The following is a 16,385-nucleotide window of genomic DNA, read 5'->3' as shown; positions in this document are numbered from 1 at the left end:
GAGCACGCGCGGTTCGGAGGTCAGCTCACTGCGCCTTGAGTTGAATGGCCGGAGGCACAGTGCACGCGCGCCATGCGGGGAGCAGCCCGGCCATGATGCTGGCCACCAGTGCAAGAGCAAACGTGGCCAGCAACATTGCTGGATCAAGTCTTGCCAGATCGGCATATTGAGCGGGTTGTTGACGCACTCCCCACAGGCCCAGCGTGGCAAGAGCCAGTCCCAGGATGCCGCCGGCCAGGCCGATGGTTCCTGCTTCAACCAGGGACTGCGCGAAGATGCTGCGCTTGGTTGCCCCCAATGCTCGCCGCACGCCGATTTCCCCACTGCGGCGCATGAACTTGGCCAACAACAGACCGATGGTGTTGACCAGACAAACCAGCAGGAAACCGAACGCCAGCCAGGTCTGCAGGCGCACATCGCTGGGAACGACCTTCTTGAAGTCCAGCCATTCCATGATGCTACGCAGCTGGACATTTGCCGGTTGCTCGAAGCGTCCGGCGCGCCGCTGCTGATCCGAATAGTTCTCCAGATACTGGCGGTACGCGCTGACCTTCTGCGGAGTGTCCAATTGCACCCAGTATTGGACCCAGGAGCAGGCTGCATTGAGATCTTCCGGCGGATTGCTTTCGCCCCAGCACGAACGTTGTCCACTGCTTGAGAGTTTCAATTCCATTGCAGTGCTGAATGGCAGGAAGGCCTGCTCGGACTTGTCGTAGGCCCCGCCACCCAAATTGTAGAAGGTTGGTGTCAGACGCCATTGGCGAACCACGCCAACGACCCGCATGATGTTTCGATTGACGTTCAGCGTGCGGCCGACGCTGTCTTCACCATTGAAGAGCTTCTTGTTGAGTGCTTCGGAGATCACGACCACCCGTGCGCGGCTTTCATCGTCATTGGCAGTCCATGGGCCGCCATAGAGGAACGGCACATCGAACATGGGGAAAAAATCGACAGACGTGTAACGCGCGTCCAGCATCATCGGTCGCAATGAGGTGTTGTCCGGCTCCAGTGGGACGGTACCCGCGGTCATCATGACCTGACGATCCCCACGCTTCTCCCGTAGCAGCGCCTCGGCATCGAACCGGGTCAATTGATCCAGTGCATCGTCGTCCCGATAGCCCAACGAACGCGCGTCGAGCTGTGGATGAAACAGTACACCGCTTTTTTCGGGAATCGGATCGCCGGAAAGCACATAGAACACCGTCAAGGTGGTCATGCTGGCACCGATGCCGAGCGCGATCGCCAGCACCATCAGTGCGGTGAGCACCTTGTTGCGGCGGAAGCTGCGTAACGCCAGATTGAAGTAGTAGCCGAACATGGGGTGTGCCTCTTACTCGGCCAGGGTCGGGGCGCTGTCGCGCGCGCGCATCAGGGCAGGATCGCGTTCCAGGTCGGTGGCCTGGCCATCGACGATATGCACGTTGCGCTGCGCGCGTGCGGCCAGTTCCGGGTCATGGGTGACCATCACGATGGTGGTGCCCTGGCTGTTGATCTCTTCCAGCAGTTCCATCACGCCACGCGCCATCTGCGAGTCGAGGTTGCCGGTGGGTTCGTCGGCCAGCAGCAGGCGCGGGCTGCCGGCCAGTGCGCGGGCGATGGCGGCGCGCTGCTGCTGGCCGCCGGACAGTTCGGTGGGGTAATGCTTCAGGCGCGAGCCCAGGCCGACCTTGGTCAAGGCTTCTTCGATACGCTGCTTGCGCTCGGCCGCCGCCATGCCGCGATAGCGCAGCGGCACATCGACGTTGTCGAACAGGTTGAGGTCGGGAATCAGGTTGAAGCCCTGGAAGATGAAGCCGATCTTGCGGTTGCGCAGGCGCGAACGCGCATCGTCGGACAGATGGCTGACGTCTTCGCCGTCGAGCAGATACTGCCCACTGGTGAAGGTTTCCAGCAGCCCGGCCAGGTTGAGGAAGGTGGTCTTGCCCGAGCCGGAGGGGCCGGTGACCGCGACGAACTCGCCTTCACGCACATGCAGGTCCAGCGAGCGCAGCGCGTGCGTTTCCACCTGTTCGGTACGGAAGACCTTGGAGACCGATTGCATCTTGAGCATTGCCGAGTCCTTTGCGAGAGAGGTATGTGCGAAAGAGATTCAGGGCGGCGACCGCAACGTGTCGCGCAGTCGTCAGGCCTGGGTGTACAAGGCTACGTAGTGGCCGCTTTCAGTGAACAGTGACGCGCGGCGCATCGCCAAAGTTGTCTGCACCGGAAACCACGACGCGGTCGCCCACCTGCAGTCCGGACAGCACCTGCACCTCGCCCAGGCTGCTGACCCCCATGCGCACCGGCCGGCGCACCGCAGTATTGCCATCCATCACATAGGCGTAGCTGCCGCCGGATTGTTCGACGAACGGGCCGCGCTCGACCTTGAGCACGTTGCGGCGCGTGTCCATCACCACGCGTGCGCTCATGCGCTGGCTCTGGCGCAGGCCCGGCGGCTGCCTGTCGGCAAAGCGGATGCGTGCGGTGACTTCGCCATTGACCACTTCCGGTGACACGGCCGAGATCGCGCCGGGGAATGGCTCGCCGCTGCCGCTGGTGAGCTGCGCCGGCATGCCGATTGCCAGATCGCGCGCGAAGCTTTCCGGCACCTTGATCTCCACTTCGAACTTGGACAGGTCCACCACGCCCAGGATCGGCGCGTTCGCCGCGACCTGTGTGTGCTGCACCGCCTGCACCTGGCCGACCTGGCCGTCGAACGGCGACAGCAGCGTGAGCGCATCGACCTGGCGCTGCACCTCGGCCACCACCGCGCGCTGACGGTCGGCCAGCAGGCGCTTGTTGCGCGAATCCAGGTCCGCCCCCTGGCTCTTCAACGATGCGTCGCGCTCGGCATGCTGCAGATCGATGTCGGTCTTCTTCAGGGTGTCCTGCGCCTTGGCCAGTTCCACCTGCGGCACCGCGCCGCCATCGTAGCCGCGCTGGTAGCGCTCCAGGTCGCGTGCGGCGGCCTGCTTGTCGATCTTGGCCTGGTCGGTGAGCTTGCTGGCCGTGGCGCGCGCCAGGGTCGCGTCCAGGGCGGCGCGGCTGGATTCGGCTTCCAGGCCGGCCAGCGTGGCCTGCTCCTGCGCCAGCTTGCTGCGCAGCTCCGGGCTGTCGATACGCGCCAGCTCCTGGCCCTGCTTGACCACGTCGCCGGCCACCACGCTCAGCGTCACCGTGCCGGCCGAGATGGCGTACAGCACCGGGCTGTTGGCGGCGATGACGCGGCCATCGGCGGCGATGTCGCGCACCAGGTCGCCCTGGCTGACGGTGGCAATCCGCACCCGGCTGGCATCGAACGAACGGCTGCCGGCGCTCCAGGCAGTGACCGCCCAGGCAATACCGGCCAACACGGCGACCGTCGCGACGCCGGGCCACAGCCAACGGCGCCATGGCGCGCCCTGGGCGGGGCGACGGAGAACCTGGTCCTGGGCGGAGGTATCGCGAATCATGGTCGGCGGGCTCGGTGGCGTCACTGCGCTAAAGCAGGCCGTGTGCCAATCATCAAGTAATTGAAAAGCATGATGTTTATGGGCTGGCGAACAGTGTCCGCAGTGTCCGCGGACACCGCTGCGGACAGTTTGTCCGGGCACGGTCGTGCAGCGGACAAGAGCGGACACGCTAAAATGCGCAGCTTCGTCCTCAAGGGTTGTCCTATGTGCGGCATTGTCGGAGCGATCGCCGGGCGCGACGTGGTCCCGGTCCTGATCGAGGGACTCAAGCGTCTGGAATACCGCGGCTACGATTCCTCCGGCATCGCCGTGCTCGATGGCGACCAGGTGCGTCGCGTACGCCGCACCGGGCGCGTGGCGGAGATGGCGCAGGCGGCGCAGGCCGAGCAGTTCGGCGCGACGCTGGGCATCGGGCACACCCGCTGGGCCACCCATGGCGGCGTCACCGAGGCCAATGCGCACCCGCATATCAGTGCGGGCGTGGCGCTGGTGCATAACGGCATCATCGAAAATCACGAGCAGCAGCGCGAGAAACTACGCGCGCTCGGCTACACCTTCGAGTCGCAGACCGATACCGAAGTCATCGCGCATCTGATCCATCACCATCTGGGCAGTGCAGGCGACCTGCTGACGGCGCTGCAGCGCACCGTCAAGGAACTCACCGGGGCCTATGCGCTGGCGGTGATGAGCCAGGCCGAGCCGGAGCGCTTCGTCTGCGCGCGCATGGGCTGCCCGTTACTGGTCGGCGTGGGCGAGGGCGAGAACTTCGTCGCCTCCGATGTCTCGGCCATCGTGCAGGCCACCCGCCAGGTGATCTTCCTGGAAGAGGGCGACACCGCCGAGTTGCGCCGCGATGGCGTGCGCATCTTCGATGGCAACGACGCGCCGGTCGAGCGCCCGCTGCACCTGTCGGATGTGTCGCTGGCATCGCTGGAACTGGGCCCGTTCCGCCATTTCATGCAGAAGGAAATCCACGAGCAGCCGCGTGCGCTGGCCGACACCATCGAGGCGGCGATCGATGCCAAGGGCTTCCCCGCGTCATTGTTCGGCGCCAATGCCGAAGCGGTGTTGCGCGACATCGACGGCGTGCAGATCCTGGCCTGCGGCACCAGCTACTACGCCGGCATGACTGCGCGCTACTGGATCGAAGCCATTGCCGGGCTGCCGTGCAGCGTGGAGATCGCCAGCGAATATCGCTATCGCGCCGCCTACGCCAACCCGAAGCATCTGATCGTCACCATCTCCCAGTCCGGTGAAACGCTGGACACGATGGAGGCGCTGAAATACGCCAGATCGCTGGGGCATCTGCACACCTTGTCGATCTGCAACGTGCCCGAAAGCGCGATCCCGCGCGCCAGCGAACTGGTCTGTTACACGCGTGCCGGTGCCGAGATCGGCGTGGCCTCGACCAAGGCGTTCACCACCCAGCTGGCGGTGTTGTTCCAGCTGACCATGGTGCTGGGAAAATTGCAGGGGCGCATCAGCGAGGCCGAAGAAGCGGAGTATCTGGAGCAGCTGCGTTTCTTGCCCGGCAGCGTGCAGCACGCGTTGAATCTGGAGCCGCAGATCATGGCCTGGGCCGAGCGTTTCTCGGTCAAGGAAAACGCACTGTTTCTCGGCCGCGGCCTGCATTACCCGATCGCGCTGGAAGGCGCGCTCAAGCTCAAGGAAATCTCCTATATCCATGCCGAAGCGTACCCGGCCGGCGAGTTGAAACACGGCCCGCTGGCGCTGGTGGACGCGGCGATGCCGGTAGTGGTGATCGCACCCAACGACCGGCTGCTGGAGAAGGTCAAGTCCAACATGCAGGAGGTGCGTGCACGCGGCGGCGAGCTGTTCGTGTTTGCCGACCAGGACAGCCACTTCAGCGAGTCCGAAGGCGTGCACGTGATCCGCACCCCGCGCCATGCCGGCGTGCTGTCGCCGGTGATCCACACCATTCCGGTGCAGCTGCTGGCGTATCACACCGCACTGGCGCGCGGCACCGATGTGGACAAGCCGCGTAACCTGGCCAAGTCGGTGACGGTGGAGTAGGCGCAGCTGATCGAAGGGCTGCGCTCGGTGCAACGCGAGCGCAGTTGCTGCCAGCTACGGCATCCACTCAGGTGCATGGCGGTTCTCCACCGCACCTGCCAATGGCTGCCCGCCACGTCTGGCCAGCCTCCCCTGGGTTGCGCCCTGGCATCGGGTGACGGGTGCGGCGGCTTGCGTCGCCATGACCCACAGGTGGAGGGGGCACCGGGTCGTGCCACCGGGTTCAGGGCGCCATCGATGCGGCAGTGATGAAAGATTGGCAGACGACGGCTCCGGCTGCCAACGCGATGGCCCAGGTTATGCATACGCTTGCTGCGAGGGTCCCATCACGCAGGAGGACGTATGCACGAGTCTTTCAAACAGGGCGCGCCGGCCGAGTTGTGGCAGGCGTTGGTACGTGAGGCGGGGCAGCGGATCGCGCATCCGCTGGACGAATCGCGCGAGCACTACCTGGTGTTCGTGTTGCTGCGCCTGCAGCGCGATGCGCAGCTGGTCTCGCGCACCCAGGCACTGGCCTGGTTGCACGCGCACGACCAGATCGGCAGCCTGCGGGCGGATGCATTGCGCGACATTGGAGATCAATGCCTGCTGATTGCAGGTCTGTTTCCCGGGATCGCGCAGCGCCGCCGGCTCAGCATCGACTACTTCATCGAGCTGGGCCGCGGCGCGTATTTCGAAGTGGCCGATACGCGCTACAGCGATGCAGGCCTGTTTGCACAGCTGGCCGGGACCTATCGCGAGCTGGTCCACACGCTTGCCGCACTGCGCCCGCCGCGCCAGTGGCAGCGCAGTCATGGCGGACTGCTGCACGCGTAGCTAAGCGCCACTTCCGGGGCGGTCCCTACAGTTGTGGGGACCGCCCCGACTGCCAAGTGCGCACGATGCGCTCACACTCAGTCCGCAACTGAGCGTTCTAGCCGACTGCGGACCGTTGTCTGATGGACCAAAGCACTGTGCGGTTGATCGCTGTCCGCGCGATCTGACGGTGCCATGTCGCATTGCGTGGGGGACACGCAATGCGACGCTGTTTCCAGGGAAGGAATCCATGAAAGCGTTTATTGCGGTGGCGACCTCGGCGCTGAGCGGCGCCGCAATGGCCAGCGATGTCCCGCCCGGCGTCGTGGTGCACGATGGCATCCGGGTGCACTGCACGGGGACACATGCGTGGGCGGTGTTTGCGCTGGCGCAGCCTGTTCGCGCGCGGCGTTTGGTGGCAAGTGCCGGTAGCGCAATGCTTGAAATAGTCAGTGCCCGGGAACTCCGGGCACTTTGTCATGCGGTGTTCTGCGTTACGCCAGCGGCGTATTGGAGATGATCTCCACCCAGTAGCCGTCCGGGTCCTTGATGAAGGCCAGGTGCTTCATGCGGCCGTCTTCCAGGCGTTTCTGGTACGGCACGTTGAGGCTGTCGAAACGCGCGCAGGCGGCGTGGATGTCCGGTACCGAGATGCAGATGTGGCCGAAGCCGCGTGGGTCGCTGTTGCCGTCGTGGTAGACCGGGCCGTCCTGGGTTTCGGTGCCGTGGTTGTGGGTGAGTTCGAGCACGCCGGGGATGCCGGCCATCCACAGCCGCCGCGCGGCATCGTCGTCGGGGATCGCGGTGCCGTCGGGCAGCAGGGCCAGGAAGTACAGGCTGAACTGCGCATCGGCAAAATGGCGCGCATCCAGCAGGCGGAAGCCCAGCACGCGCGTGTAGAAATCCAGCGAACGCTGCGCATCCTTGATGCGCAGCATGGTGTGGTTGAACACGAAGCCGGCGGTGTCGGCAGGCGCGGCGCTGGCGCCGGGAACGTGTTGCAGGTCGGTCAAGGGCATTGCGGTCTCCTCGGTGGAATGTCGTGGCAGGTCGGGCTGCGCTGGGTGCCGATGGTAGCGGGGCAGGGGTTGTCGGCATGTCTGCAGGGTGCGCATCGGTGATCTGGCGTCGCTCCCTGATCGATCGCACGCGCCAGCACGACCTGCGCTGGTCAAGCGCGTGGCATGGGCCTGCATCGGAATCCCAATGGCCAGGCCCATGCGCACACCGGCTGTCTCAGAACCAGATGCGCACGCCGGCGACGAACCGGCTGTCGCGTGCAGGCTCATCGTCGATCGCAGCGCGGCGGGCGGTATCACCGAAACTGCGGCTGTGCACCCAGCCGAGATAGGGCGCGAAGCGGCGGGTGATTTCGTAGCGCAGCCGCAGGCCGACCTCGACCTGCTCCAGGCCGCTGTCGACGCCGCGCCGCTCATCATCGGTGAGGGCGATGCCGGCTTCCACACGCGGTTGCAGGATCAGCCGGTTGGTGAGCAGCACCTCGTACTCGCCCTCCAGCCGCAAGGCGGCGCGGCTGCCACTGCCGACGTAGAGCGTGGCTTCGGTCTCGAACTTGTAGGGCGCCAGTCCCTGCACGCCGAAGGCGGCCCAGCTGCGGTGCTCGCCCGCGCCGATGTCCTGGCGTGCACCGACCAGCAGGTCCCACCATGGCGAGATGGCGTGGCCATAGAAGGCTTCCACCGATGCGGCCTGCGTACGCCCGTCCTGCCGCTCGCCTTCGCTGCGCAACCAGAGCCGGTCGATATCGCCACCGATCCAGGCGCGTGCTTCCCAGTCCTGGCCGCTGCCGCGCGTGGTGTCGAAGGCTTCCAGCCGATCGAGCAACACGTAGTGATTGATGCCTGGCGCGTGCATCGCATGGTGCTGCAAGGGGGCAAATGCTGCAGCGATTTCCTCGGCCGTGGGTTCCGGAATCGGCGTGCGTGGCACTGCGCTGGCGGTGGGTGATGCCGGTGTCTGCGGCGCTGCTCGGGGGGGCGGCGTAGGTTCCATCCCGGTGTGATTCATCGCCCCGTGCTGCGCCTGTCCATGTTGCATCGACGCATGCTCCATGGACGCGTGCTCCATCGTGTCGTGGTCGATGTCTGCCTGCGATCGCTGGGTGGGGTCCGGCTGTGGATTGGCAGAGGTCTGGTGTGCGGCATGCTCGGCATCGGCGCGCTGCATGCCGGCGTGGTGCGTCGATGTCGGCACTGCCGAAGCGTCGGCGTGTACCGGGCGTTGCGCAGGCGTGCCGTCAGCAGCGTTTGTCGATGCCGATGCCGATGTAGCGCTGGAGTGCTGCACGTGGTGCAGATGCGCATGATCCATCTGCATCGCATCTGCGCTCACCTGCGCGGATGACGGCGAGGTCGCTGTTGCGATGGACGTCTGCGGCTGGGAGGCCGTTGCCTGCTCAGCCATCTGCATTGCATGCGCATCATCGGCATGCGCGGATGATGCCATCGCCGCATGCTGATGCTCCTGTGCAGCAGCCGATGCGCTCAGCAGTAGTGCGAGCAGCGCCACGTGTTGCGTCTGCAGTGCGCTCATGCCTCCACCCGCACTTCGCGCATCATGCCCGCTTCCATGTGGTACAGCAGATGGCAATGGTAGGCCCAGCGGCCCAGCGCATCGGCGCGGACGCGGTAGCTGCGGCGCGTGCCGGGCGGCATGTCGATGGTGTGCTTGCGCACCTGGAAATTGCCGTCGGCGTCTTCCAGATCGCTCCACATGCCGTGCAGGTGGATGGGGTGCTGCATCATGGTGTCGTTGACCAGCACGATGCGCAGCCGCTCGCCGTACCGCAGCCGCAAGGGCTCTGCCGAGGCGAAGGCGATGCCGTCGAACGACCAGGCGAATTTCTCCATATGCCCGGTCAGGTGCAGTTCGATCTCGCGCCCTGGCTCACGGCCGTCCGGATCCTCGAACAGGCTGTGCAGGTCGGCGTAGCACAGCACCCGGCGGCCGTTGTCGCGCAGGCCCACGCCAGGGTCGTCCAGGCGCGGCGCGGTGGCATTGCTGCGCATGTCGATCAAGGGATTGCCATCTTCGCTGGCAGGGTGGCGAGGCGTCTTGTCGTGCGCATCCGTCGGGGCAGCGGCATGCGTGTGCATGGAATGCCCCGCATGCGCGGCCTGCATCCCGGCGGCGCCGTGCATCGGCGGTACCGCATGGTGCATGCCATCGCCGTGCCCCATGTCCTGCATGGTCAAGATCGCGCGCGGGTCCAGCGCCGGTATCGGCGCCTGCAACCCATGCCGCACCGCCAGCGTGCCGCAGGCGAAACCGGTGCGGCCCATGTCCTGCGCGAACACCGTAAATGCATCCTGGCCGATGGGTTCGACCAGCACGTCGAAGGTTTCGGCCGCGGCGATGCGCAGCTCGTCCACGCTGACCGGATGCACGTACTGGCCGTCGGCGGCCACCACGGTCATGCGCAGGCCGGGGATGCGGATGTCGAAGTAGGTCATCGACGAGCCGTTGATGAAACGCAGCAATACCTTCTCGCCGGGCTGGAACAGCCCGGTCCAGTTGCCAGCCGGGGCGACGCCGTTGAGCAGGTAGGTATAGGTGTTGGCGTTGACGTCGGACAGGTCGGTCGGGGTCATGCGCATGCGCCCCCACATGCCGCGATCGGCCAGCGTTGCGCGCAAGCCGTCGTCGCGCGCATCGCGCAGGAAATCACCCACCGTGCGCTGCGCGTAGTTGTCGTGGCTGGGCATCTGCTTGAGCCGCCGGAACAGCGCGGCCGGGTCCAGGTCGGTCCAGTCCGAGAGCAGCACCACATGCTCGCGGTCGTGCCGATACGGCGGCGGCGCCAGCGGGTCGATGACGATGGCGCCATACAAGCCGGCCTGCTCCTGGAACATCGAATGGCTGTGGTACCAGTAAGTGCCGGACTGGCGCAGCGCGAAGCGGTAGTGATACTCCTGGCCCGGCGCGATGCCGTCGAAGCTCATCCCCGGCACGCCATCCATGTTGGCCGGCAGCAACAGGCCGTGCCAGTGCACCGAGGTGGGTTGGTCGGCCAGCCCATTGCGCACGCGCACGCTGACCGTGTCGCCCTCGCGCCAGCGCAGCGTGGGCGCGGGCAGGCTCTGGTTGACGGTGATGGCGCTGCGGGTGCGCCCGGTGAGGTTGACCGGCATGCGGCCGATCTGCAGCGATTGGCTGCTGCCGCGCAGGACTGGCGTGCTCACCGGGTTGGATGCACGCGCATCGCTGCGCCACAGGCCGGTGCTTGCGGCAACCCCGCCCAAGGCCAGGCCTTGCACGAAGCGGCGTCGGCTCAGGCCGCCATTGGAGGGTGGATCGAAAGAACTGGGATCGAAGGACATGACATCTCCGGCGCGGCCTGCCAATCAAGGCAAGCGCATCGCATCGCTCTGGAAACCCTGCGCAACACGCACGCAGGCCCGATGACGGCGAAAGCCGTCAGCGCTCAGGCGATGGGAGGTCGAACCGGTTGCTCGGGCAGCGGGCTGCTGCGTCCTTCGGCCAGGGTGGCAGGCAGGGTGGGGCGGCCAGGCAGGCCGGCGGGCACCGCAGGCAGGGTCAGCAGGGCGAGGCTGCAGTGCTGCAGGCAATCGCAGCTGCCCAGCTTGCAGCAGTCGGCCGGGTGCGCATGCTGGGTTTTATCGGGGGGATGCGCCGCAGCGGTTGGCTGCATGTCGGCATGGCACGGCATCGCGGCCGACGTGGGCGCGTGCGCCATCGACGCGGTCGCAACCGTCCCGGCCGACGCCATGGCCGGCAGCGCCATGCCCACCGACGCCCAGGCGCCGGTGGCCGTATTGGCAACCAGGCACAGGCACAGCAGCAGGCGGAGCAGGCAACGCAGCACGGGCAGTCAGGGCGGCGGACAGGTGCGGCCAGCATAGCACCGGCGTCCAGCTGTCCGCCCGATGACCCGCCCGCCGTGGTCGCGCACCTGGCAGCGGTAGAATTGGCGCTTCCTTCGCCGCACAGTCCTGCCATGTCGCAGCGCCAGTGGGTGGCCGCCGCCATCCAGAAGATCGAGGCCGATTTCAACCGTTCGGCCGACACCCACCTGATTCCGATGGACCTGCCGGGCTTTCCGGGCATCGACCTGTATTTCAAGGACGAGTCCAGCCACCCGACCGGCAGCCTCAAGCACCGGCTGGCGCGCTCGCTGTTCCTGTACGCGCTGACCAACGGCTGGCTGCGTGCCGGGCGGCCGGTGATTGAGGCCTCCAGTGGCTCGACCGCCATTTCCGAGGCCTATTTCGCGCGGCTGCTGGGCGTGCCCTTCATCGCGGTGATGCCGGCGTCGACCTCGCCGGAAAAGATCGCCGCGATTCAGTTCCAGGGCGGCCGCTGCCACCTGGTCGAACGTGCCTGCGATCTGGACAGTGCCTCGCACCAGCTCGCACGCGAGACCGGCGGCCATTTCATGGACCAGTTCACCTACGCCGAGCGCGCCACCGACTGGCGCGCCAACAACAACATCGCCGAATCGATCTTCAAGCAGCTGGCCGAGGAGCCGCATCCGATCCCGGACTGGATCGTCTGCAGCCCCGGCACCGGCGGCACCAGCGCCACGCTGGGCCGCTATGTGCGCTACCGGCGCCACGCCACCCGCATCCTGTGCGCCGACCCGGAAGTATCGGTGTTCTTCGACGGTTATTGCCGCGCGGTGGACGGGCAGTGCTCCGAGGAGCTGGCCATCACCGGCGGCTCGCGCATCGAAGGCATCGGCCGCCCGCGGGTGGAGTCCAGCTTCATCGCCAGCTGCGTGGACATGATGATCAAGGTGCCCGACGCCCTGAGCCTGGCGGCGATGCGCCATGTCAGCGCCACGCTCGGCCGCCGCGTCGGTGGTTCCACCGGCACCAACTTCGTCGGCGTGCTGCAGGCCGCCCAGCGCATGCGCCAGGCCGGCCGCAGCGGCTCCATCGTCACCATCCTGTGCGATGCCGGCGAGCGCTACGCGCACAGCTATTACGACCCGGCCTGGTACGCGGCGCGCGAGATCGACGTCACCGACAGCGATGCGGCCATTGCCGTCGCCGTCAACGGCGGCGACTTGCCGGCGCTGCCTTGTGCAGCGCTGGAATGACCGCCATATCCTGCACGCCGCTGGCAAAACCGTTGTGTATCGCAACCTGTGCCAGCGCCTCATCCTGATTCCTGATCCAGTCCCCTGCCGGAGCGCCCCATGACCAACCCGCTGCTCGACCTGTCCGGACTGCCGTCCTTCGATGCGATCCGCCCCGAGCACGTGGGCCCGGCGATCGATCAACTGCTGGCCGACGCCGAGGCCGCAGTGAAAGCGGCCGAGCAGGTCAGCCCGGTCAGCTGGGACAGCTTCGTGGTGCCGCTGGACGATGCCACCGAGCGGCTGTGGCGCGCCTGGGGCCAGGTCGGCCATCTGCAGGCGGTGGTCAACACGCCGGAGCTGCGCGAGGCCTACAACAGCAACCTGCCCAAGCTCAGCCGCTTCGGCAGTGCGCTGGCGCAGAACCTGGCGCTGTACGCGCAGTACAAGGCGCTGGCCGACGCGCCGGAAGCGGCGCACTACGACGCCGCGCGGCGCAAGGTGCTGGAAAACGCGCTGCGCGATTTCCGCCTCGGCGGTGCCGAGCTGGATGACGCGTCCAAGGCCCGGTTTGCGCAGGTCCAGGAAGAACTGTCCGCGCTGGCCGCCAGGTTTTCGCAGAACGTGCTCGATGCCACCGATGCCTGGTCGTACCTAAGCGAAGACGAAAGCGAGCTGTCCGGCCTGCCCGCCGAAGTGGTCGCCGCGGCACGCGCCGCTGCCGAAAAGGACGGCGTGCCGGGCTGGAAGCTCACCTTGCAGATGCCGTGCTACCTGCCGGTGCAGACCGATGCGGACAATCGCGAACTGCGCGCGCGGCTGTATCGCGCCAACGCCGAGCGCGCCTCCGAGTTCGGCGATGCGGCGCTGGACAACAGTGCCACTATCGATCGTATTCTGGCCCTGCGCGCCGAGCTGGCGCAGCTGCTCGGGTTTGCCAGTTACGCGGAATATTCGGTCGCCACCAAGATGGCGCAAAGCCCGGACGAAGTGATGGGCTTCCTGCGCGATCTGGCGGTGCGCGCCAAGCCGTATGCGCAACGCGATCGCGCCGAACTTGAAACCTTTGCACGCGATGCGCTGGGCCTGGACGAACTGCAGGCCTGGGATCTGGCCTACGCCAGCGAAAAACTCAAGCAGGCGCGCTACAGCTTCTCCGAGCAGGAGGTGAAGCAGTACTTCACCGAGCCGAAGGTGCTGGCCGGCCTGTTCGATGTGATCCACAGCCTGTATGGCCTGACCGTCAAGCTCGATCGTGCGCCGGTCTGGCATGAGGACGTGCGCTTCTATCGCCTGGAAGATGCGCAGGGCGCGCTGGTCGGCCAGTTCTATCTGGACCTGTACGCGCGCGAAGGCAAGCGGGGCGGTGCGTGGATGGACGATTGCCGCAACCGCCGCGACACCGCCAATGGCGTGCAGACGCCGCTGGTGTATCTGGTGTGCAACTTCGGCCGCGGCAGTGGCGATGCCCCGGCCACGTTCCGGCATGGCGAAGTCACCACGCTGTTCCATGAAATGGGCCACGGCCTGCATCAGCTGCTCACGCGCATCGGCGAATTGGGCGTGGCCGGCATCAACGGCGTGGAATGGGACGCGGTGGAGTTGCCCAGCCAGTTCATGGAGAACTTCTGCTGGGAATGGGAGCGCGTGCAGGCGATGACCGCGCACGTGCAGACCGGCGAGCCGCTGCCGCGCAACCTGTTCGACCGGCTGCTGGCTGCACGCAATTTCCAGAGCGGCATGTTCACCGTGCGCCAGCTGGAATTCGCCTTGTTCGACATGCAGCTGCACAGCAGCTTCGACCCGACCCAGGACAAGGTGCTGCAGCTGATCGAGCGCGTGCGCGACGAGGTGGCGGTCAACCGCCCGCCAGCGTGGAATCGCTTCCCGCACCAGTTCAGCCACATCTTCGCCGGTGGGTACGCCGCCGGTTACTACAGCTACAAGTGGGCCGAAGTGCTCAGCGCCGATGCCTACGCCGCCTTCGAGGAAGCGCCCGACCAGGTGGCCGATACCGGCGCGCGTTTTCGCCATGAAGTGCTGTCGCGTGGCGGCAGCCGCAGTGCGGCCGACAACTTCCGCGCCTTCCGCGGGCGCGCCCCGAGCATCGATGCGCTGTTGCGGCATAACGGCATGGCCGGCTGAGCCGGGATTGGGGGATCGGGAGTGGGGAGTGGCAAGAGCAATCTCCCGGCACACCGATCCCCAATTCCCGGTTCCGCGCGGCGCCCAGCGCCGCGCCATTACACCCGGCCGAACACCAGCGCTGCGTTGGTGCCGCCGAAGCCGAAGCTGTTGGACATCACCGTGTTCAACGTGGCGTCCTGCGTCTGGCGCAGGATCGGGAAGCCTTCGGCGCGCGGGTCGAGTTCGTCGATATGCGCCGAGCCGGCCATGAAGCCGTCGCGCAGCATCAGCAGGCTGTAGATCGCCTCGTGCACGCTGGCGGTGCCCAGCGAATGGCCGGACAGCGCCTTGGTCGAGGACAGCGGCGGCACGTTGTCGCCGAACACCTCGCGGACCGCGCCCAGCTCGGTGACATCGCCCAGCGGCGTGGAGGTGCCGTGGGTGTTGAGGTAGTCGATCGGCTGCGTCAGGCCGTGCATGGCCATGTGCATGCAGCGCACCGCACCTTCGCCGCTGGGCGCGACCATGTCGGCGCCATCGGAGGTCACGCCATAACCGAGCAATTCGGCATGGATGCGCGCGCCGCGCGCGATGGCGTGGTCGTAGTCCTCCAGCACCAGCATGCCGCCGCCGCTGCTGATGACGAAGCCGTCGCGCTGCGCATCGTAGGGGCGCGAGGCCACCGCCGGGCGGTCGTTGAAGCCGGTGGACAACGCGCCCATCGCATCGAACATCACGCTCATGGTCCAGTGCAGTTCTTCGCCGCCGCCGGCAAACATCACATCCTGCGCGCCATGCCGGATCAGGTCGGCGGCTGCGCCGATGCAATGCGCCGAGGTCGCGCAGGCCGCCGACAGCGAATAGCTCAGGCCGCGGATCTTGAACGCGGTTGCCAACGAGGCGGAGACCGACGAGCACATCGTGCGCGGCACCATGTACGGGCCGACCTTGCGCACGCCGCGGTTGCGCAGCAGATCGGCGGTTTCCACCTGCCACTGGCTGGACCCGCCACCGGAGCCGGCAATCAGGCCGGTGCGCAGGTCGCTGACCTGCTCGGCATCCAGTCCGGCATCGGCGATCGCATCGCGCATGGCCAGATAGGCGTAGGCCGAGGCATCGCCCATGAAGCGTTTGAGCTTGCGGTCGATCAGGCTGTCCAGATCCAGCGCCACCGCGCCGCCCACCTGGCTGCGCAGGCCGGCCTCGGCATGGTCGGGCAATGCGGTGATGCCCGAGCGGCTCTCGCGCAAGGCGCTGGAGACGGTGTCCAGATCGTTGCCCAGACACGAATTGATGCCCATTCCGGTGACGACGACACGACGCATCAGAAATTCTCCGTTGAAGTGAACATGCCCACGCGCAGGTCTTTCGCCGTGTAGATTTCGCGCCCGTCCACCAGCATGCGTGCATCGCTCTGCGCCATCACCAGCTTGCGGTTGATCACGCGGCTGACATCGATTTCGTAACTGACCAGTTTGGCGCTGGGCAACACCTGGCCAGTGAACTTGACCTCGCCGCAGCCCAGCGCGCGGCCGCGGCCCGCGGCGCCGATCCAGGTGAGGAAGAAGCCGGTCAGCTGCCACATCGCATCCAGGCCCAGGCAGCCGGGCATCACCGGGTCGTCGATGAAGTGGCAGCCAAAGAACCACAGGTCCGGGCGCACGTCGAGTTCGGCGCGGATCAGGCCCTTGCCATGCGCGCCGCCGCTGTCGCTGATCTCGGTGATGCGGTCGAACATCAGCATCGGATCGTTGGGCAGGCGGGCACTGTCGGGCCCGAACAATTCCCCGCGCGCGCTGGCCAGCAGCTGGTCGCGCGAGTACGCACTTTGACGAGTCATGACGAACGTGTCCTGCAAGAAGCGAAAGGCGAGGCGGGCAAGGGTGCATGAGGGCGCGCGGTTCAATCAAACGTTTTATCCGTACGCATGCGTGCTG

At 66.4% G+C, this 16,385-nt stretch carries 14 protein-coding genes; 5 read left to right on the top strand and 9 right to left on the bottom strand.

Annotation, left to right across the window (positions count from 1 at the left end; translation table 11 throughout):
* Positions 1–25 precede the first annotated feature (25 nt).
* The 3 genes from C0541_RS17760 to C0541_RS17750 form a co-directional block, all read right to left on the bottom strand.
* Entirely contained in the window at positions 26–1,318 is a 1,293-nt protein-coding gene (locus tag C0541_RS17760) for an ABC transporter permease (RefSeq protein ID WP_115050605.1), read from the bottom strand.
* 12 nt (positions 1,319–1,330) lie between these two features.
* Positions 1,331–2,050 (bottom strand): ABC transporter ATP-binding protein, encoded by a 720-nt coding sequence (locus C0541_RS17755; protein WP_115050603.1) that lies wholly within the window; start codon positions 2,048–2,050, stop codon positions 1,331–1,333.
* Positions 2,051–2,159: 109 nt separating this feature from the next.
* Positions 2,160–3,431: an efflux RND transporter periplasmic adaptor subunit gene (locus tag C0541_RS17750; protein ID WP_115050601.1), complete on the bottom strand. Its 1,272-nt coding sequence runs from the start codon at positions 3,429–3,431 to the stop codon at positions 2,160–2,162.
* 204 nt (positions 3,432–3,635) lie between these two features.
* Between C0541_RS17750 and glmS the strand changes: the two genes are divergently transcribed.
* The 3 genes from glmS (at position 3,636) to C0541_RS20800 (ending at position 6,780) form a co-directional block, all read left to right on the top strand.
* Complete coding sequence (glmS, locus tag C0541_RS17745; protein WP_115050599.1) at positions 3,636–5,465, top strand: glutamine--fructose-6-phosphate transaminase (isomerizing); 1,830 nt, start codon at positions 3,636–3,638, stop codon at positions 5,463–5,465.
* 342 nt (positions 5,466–5,807) lie between these two features.
* Positions 5,808–6,281: a hypothetical protein gene (locus tag C0541_RS17740; RefSeq protein WP_115050597.1), complete on the top strand. Its 474-nt coding sequence runs from the start codon at positions 5,808–5,810 to the stop codon at positions 6,279–6,281.
* 229 nt (positions 6,282–6,510) lie between these two features.
* A complete protein-coding gene (locus C0541_RS20800) occupies positions 6,511–6,780 on the top strand; it encodes a hypothetical protein (protein ID WP_153065000.1) in 270 nt (89 codons plus the stop codon).
* Here the strand turns inward: C0541_RS20800 and gloA are convergent.
* From gloA to C0541_RS17720, 4 genes are all read right to left on the bottom strand, one after another.
* On the bottom strand, positions 6,755–7,279 hold the full coding sequence (gene gloA / locus C0541_RS17735; RefSeq protein WP_104583264.1) for a lactoylglutathione lyase: 525 nt from the start codon (positions 7,277–7,279) through the stop codon (positions 6,755–6,757). The two genes, C0541_RS20800 and gloA, sit on opposite strands and share 26 nt — an antisense overlap.
* Before the next feature lie 217 nt (positions 7,280–7,496).
* Positions 7,497–8,591: a copper resistance protein B gene (locus C0541_RS17730; protein ID WP_429001356.1), complete on the bottom strand. Its 1,095-nt coding sequence runs from the start codon at positions 8,589–8,591 to the stop codon at positions 7,497–7,499.
* Positions 8,592–8,809: 218 nt separating this feature from the next.
* The gene (locus C0541_RS17725) at positions 8,810–10,600 is read right to left on the bottom strand and encodes a copper resistance system multicopper oxidase (RefSeq protein WP_115050595.1); all 1,791 of its coding nucleotides are present in this window, start codon (positions 10,598–10,600) and stop codon (positions 8,810–8,812) included.
* Between the two features lie 104 nt (positions 10,601–10,704).
* Positions 10,705–11,106: a CopL family metal-binding regulatory protein gene (locus C0541_RS17720; RefSeq protein ID WP_115050593.1), complete on the bottom strand. Its 402-nt coding sequence runs from the start codon at positions 11,104–11,106 to the stop codon at positions 10,705–10,707.
* A gap of 132 nt (positions 11,107–11,238) precedes the next feature.
* Between C0541_RS17720 and C0541_RS17715 the strand changes: the two genes are divergently transcribed.
* Both C0541_RS17715 and C0541_RS17710 read left to right on the top strand, forming a co-directional pair.
* Positions 11,239–12,342, top strand: coding sequence for a PLP-dependent cysteine synthase family protein (locus tag C0541_RS17715; protein WP_115050591.1), 1,104 nt, complete (start codon positions 11,239–11,241; stop codon positions 12,340–12,342).
* A 99-nt stretch (positions 12,343–12,441) separates the two neighbouring features.
* Complete coding sequence (locus C0541_RS17710) at positions 12,442–14,466, top strand: M3 family metallopeptidase (RefSeq protein ID WP_115050589.1); 2,025 nt, start codon at positions 12,442–12,444, stop codon at positions 14,464–14,466.
* Positions 14,467–14,564: 98 nt separating this feature from the next.
* Here C0541_RS17710 and fabB read toward each other — a convergent pair whose 3' ends face one another.
* Together fabB and fabA are read right to left on the bottom strand one after the other, a co-directional pair.
* On the bottom strand, positions 14,565–15,773 hold the full coding sequence (gene fabB / locus C0541_RS17705) for a beta-ketoacyl-ACP synthase I (protein WP_115050572.1): 1,209 nt from the start codon (positions 15,771–15,773) through the stop codon (positions 14,565–14,567).
* Positions 15,773–16,288 carry a 3-hydroxyacyl-[acyl-carrier-protein] dehydratase FabA gene (gene fabA, locus C0541_RS17700; RefSeq protein WP_115050570.1) on the bottom strand — a complete coding sequence of 172 codons (516 nt, stop codon included), beginning with the start codon at positions 16,286–16,288 and terminating at the stop codon, positions 15,773–15,775. Before fabA ends, fabB begins: the two co-directional genes overlap by 1 nt.
* Between the last annotated feature and the right edge of the window lie 97 nt (positions 16,289–16,385).

Source organism: Xanthomonas arboricola, from assembly GCF_003353015.1.
Taxonomy (GTDB): Bacteria; Pseudomonadota; Gammaproteobacteria; order Xanthomonadales; family Xanthomonadaceae; genus Xanthomonas; species Xanthomonas arboricola_E.
This window is presented reverse-complemented; position numbering and strand designations above follow the sequence as displayed.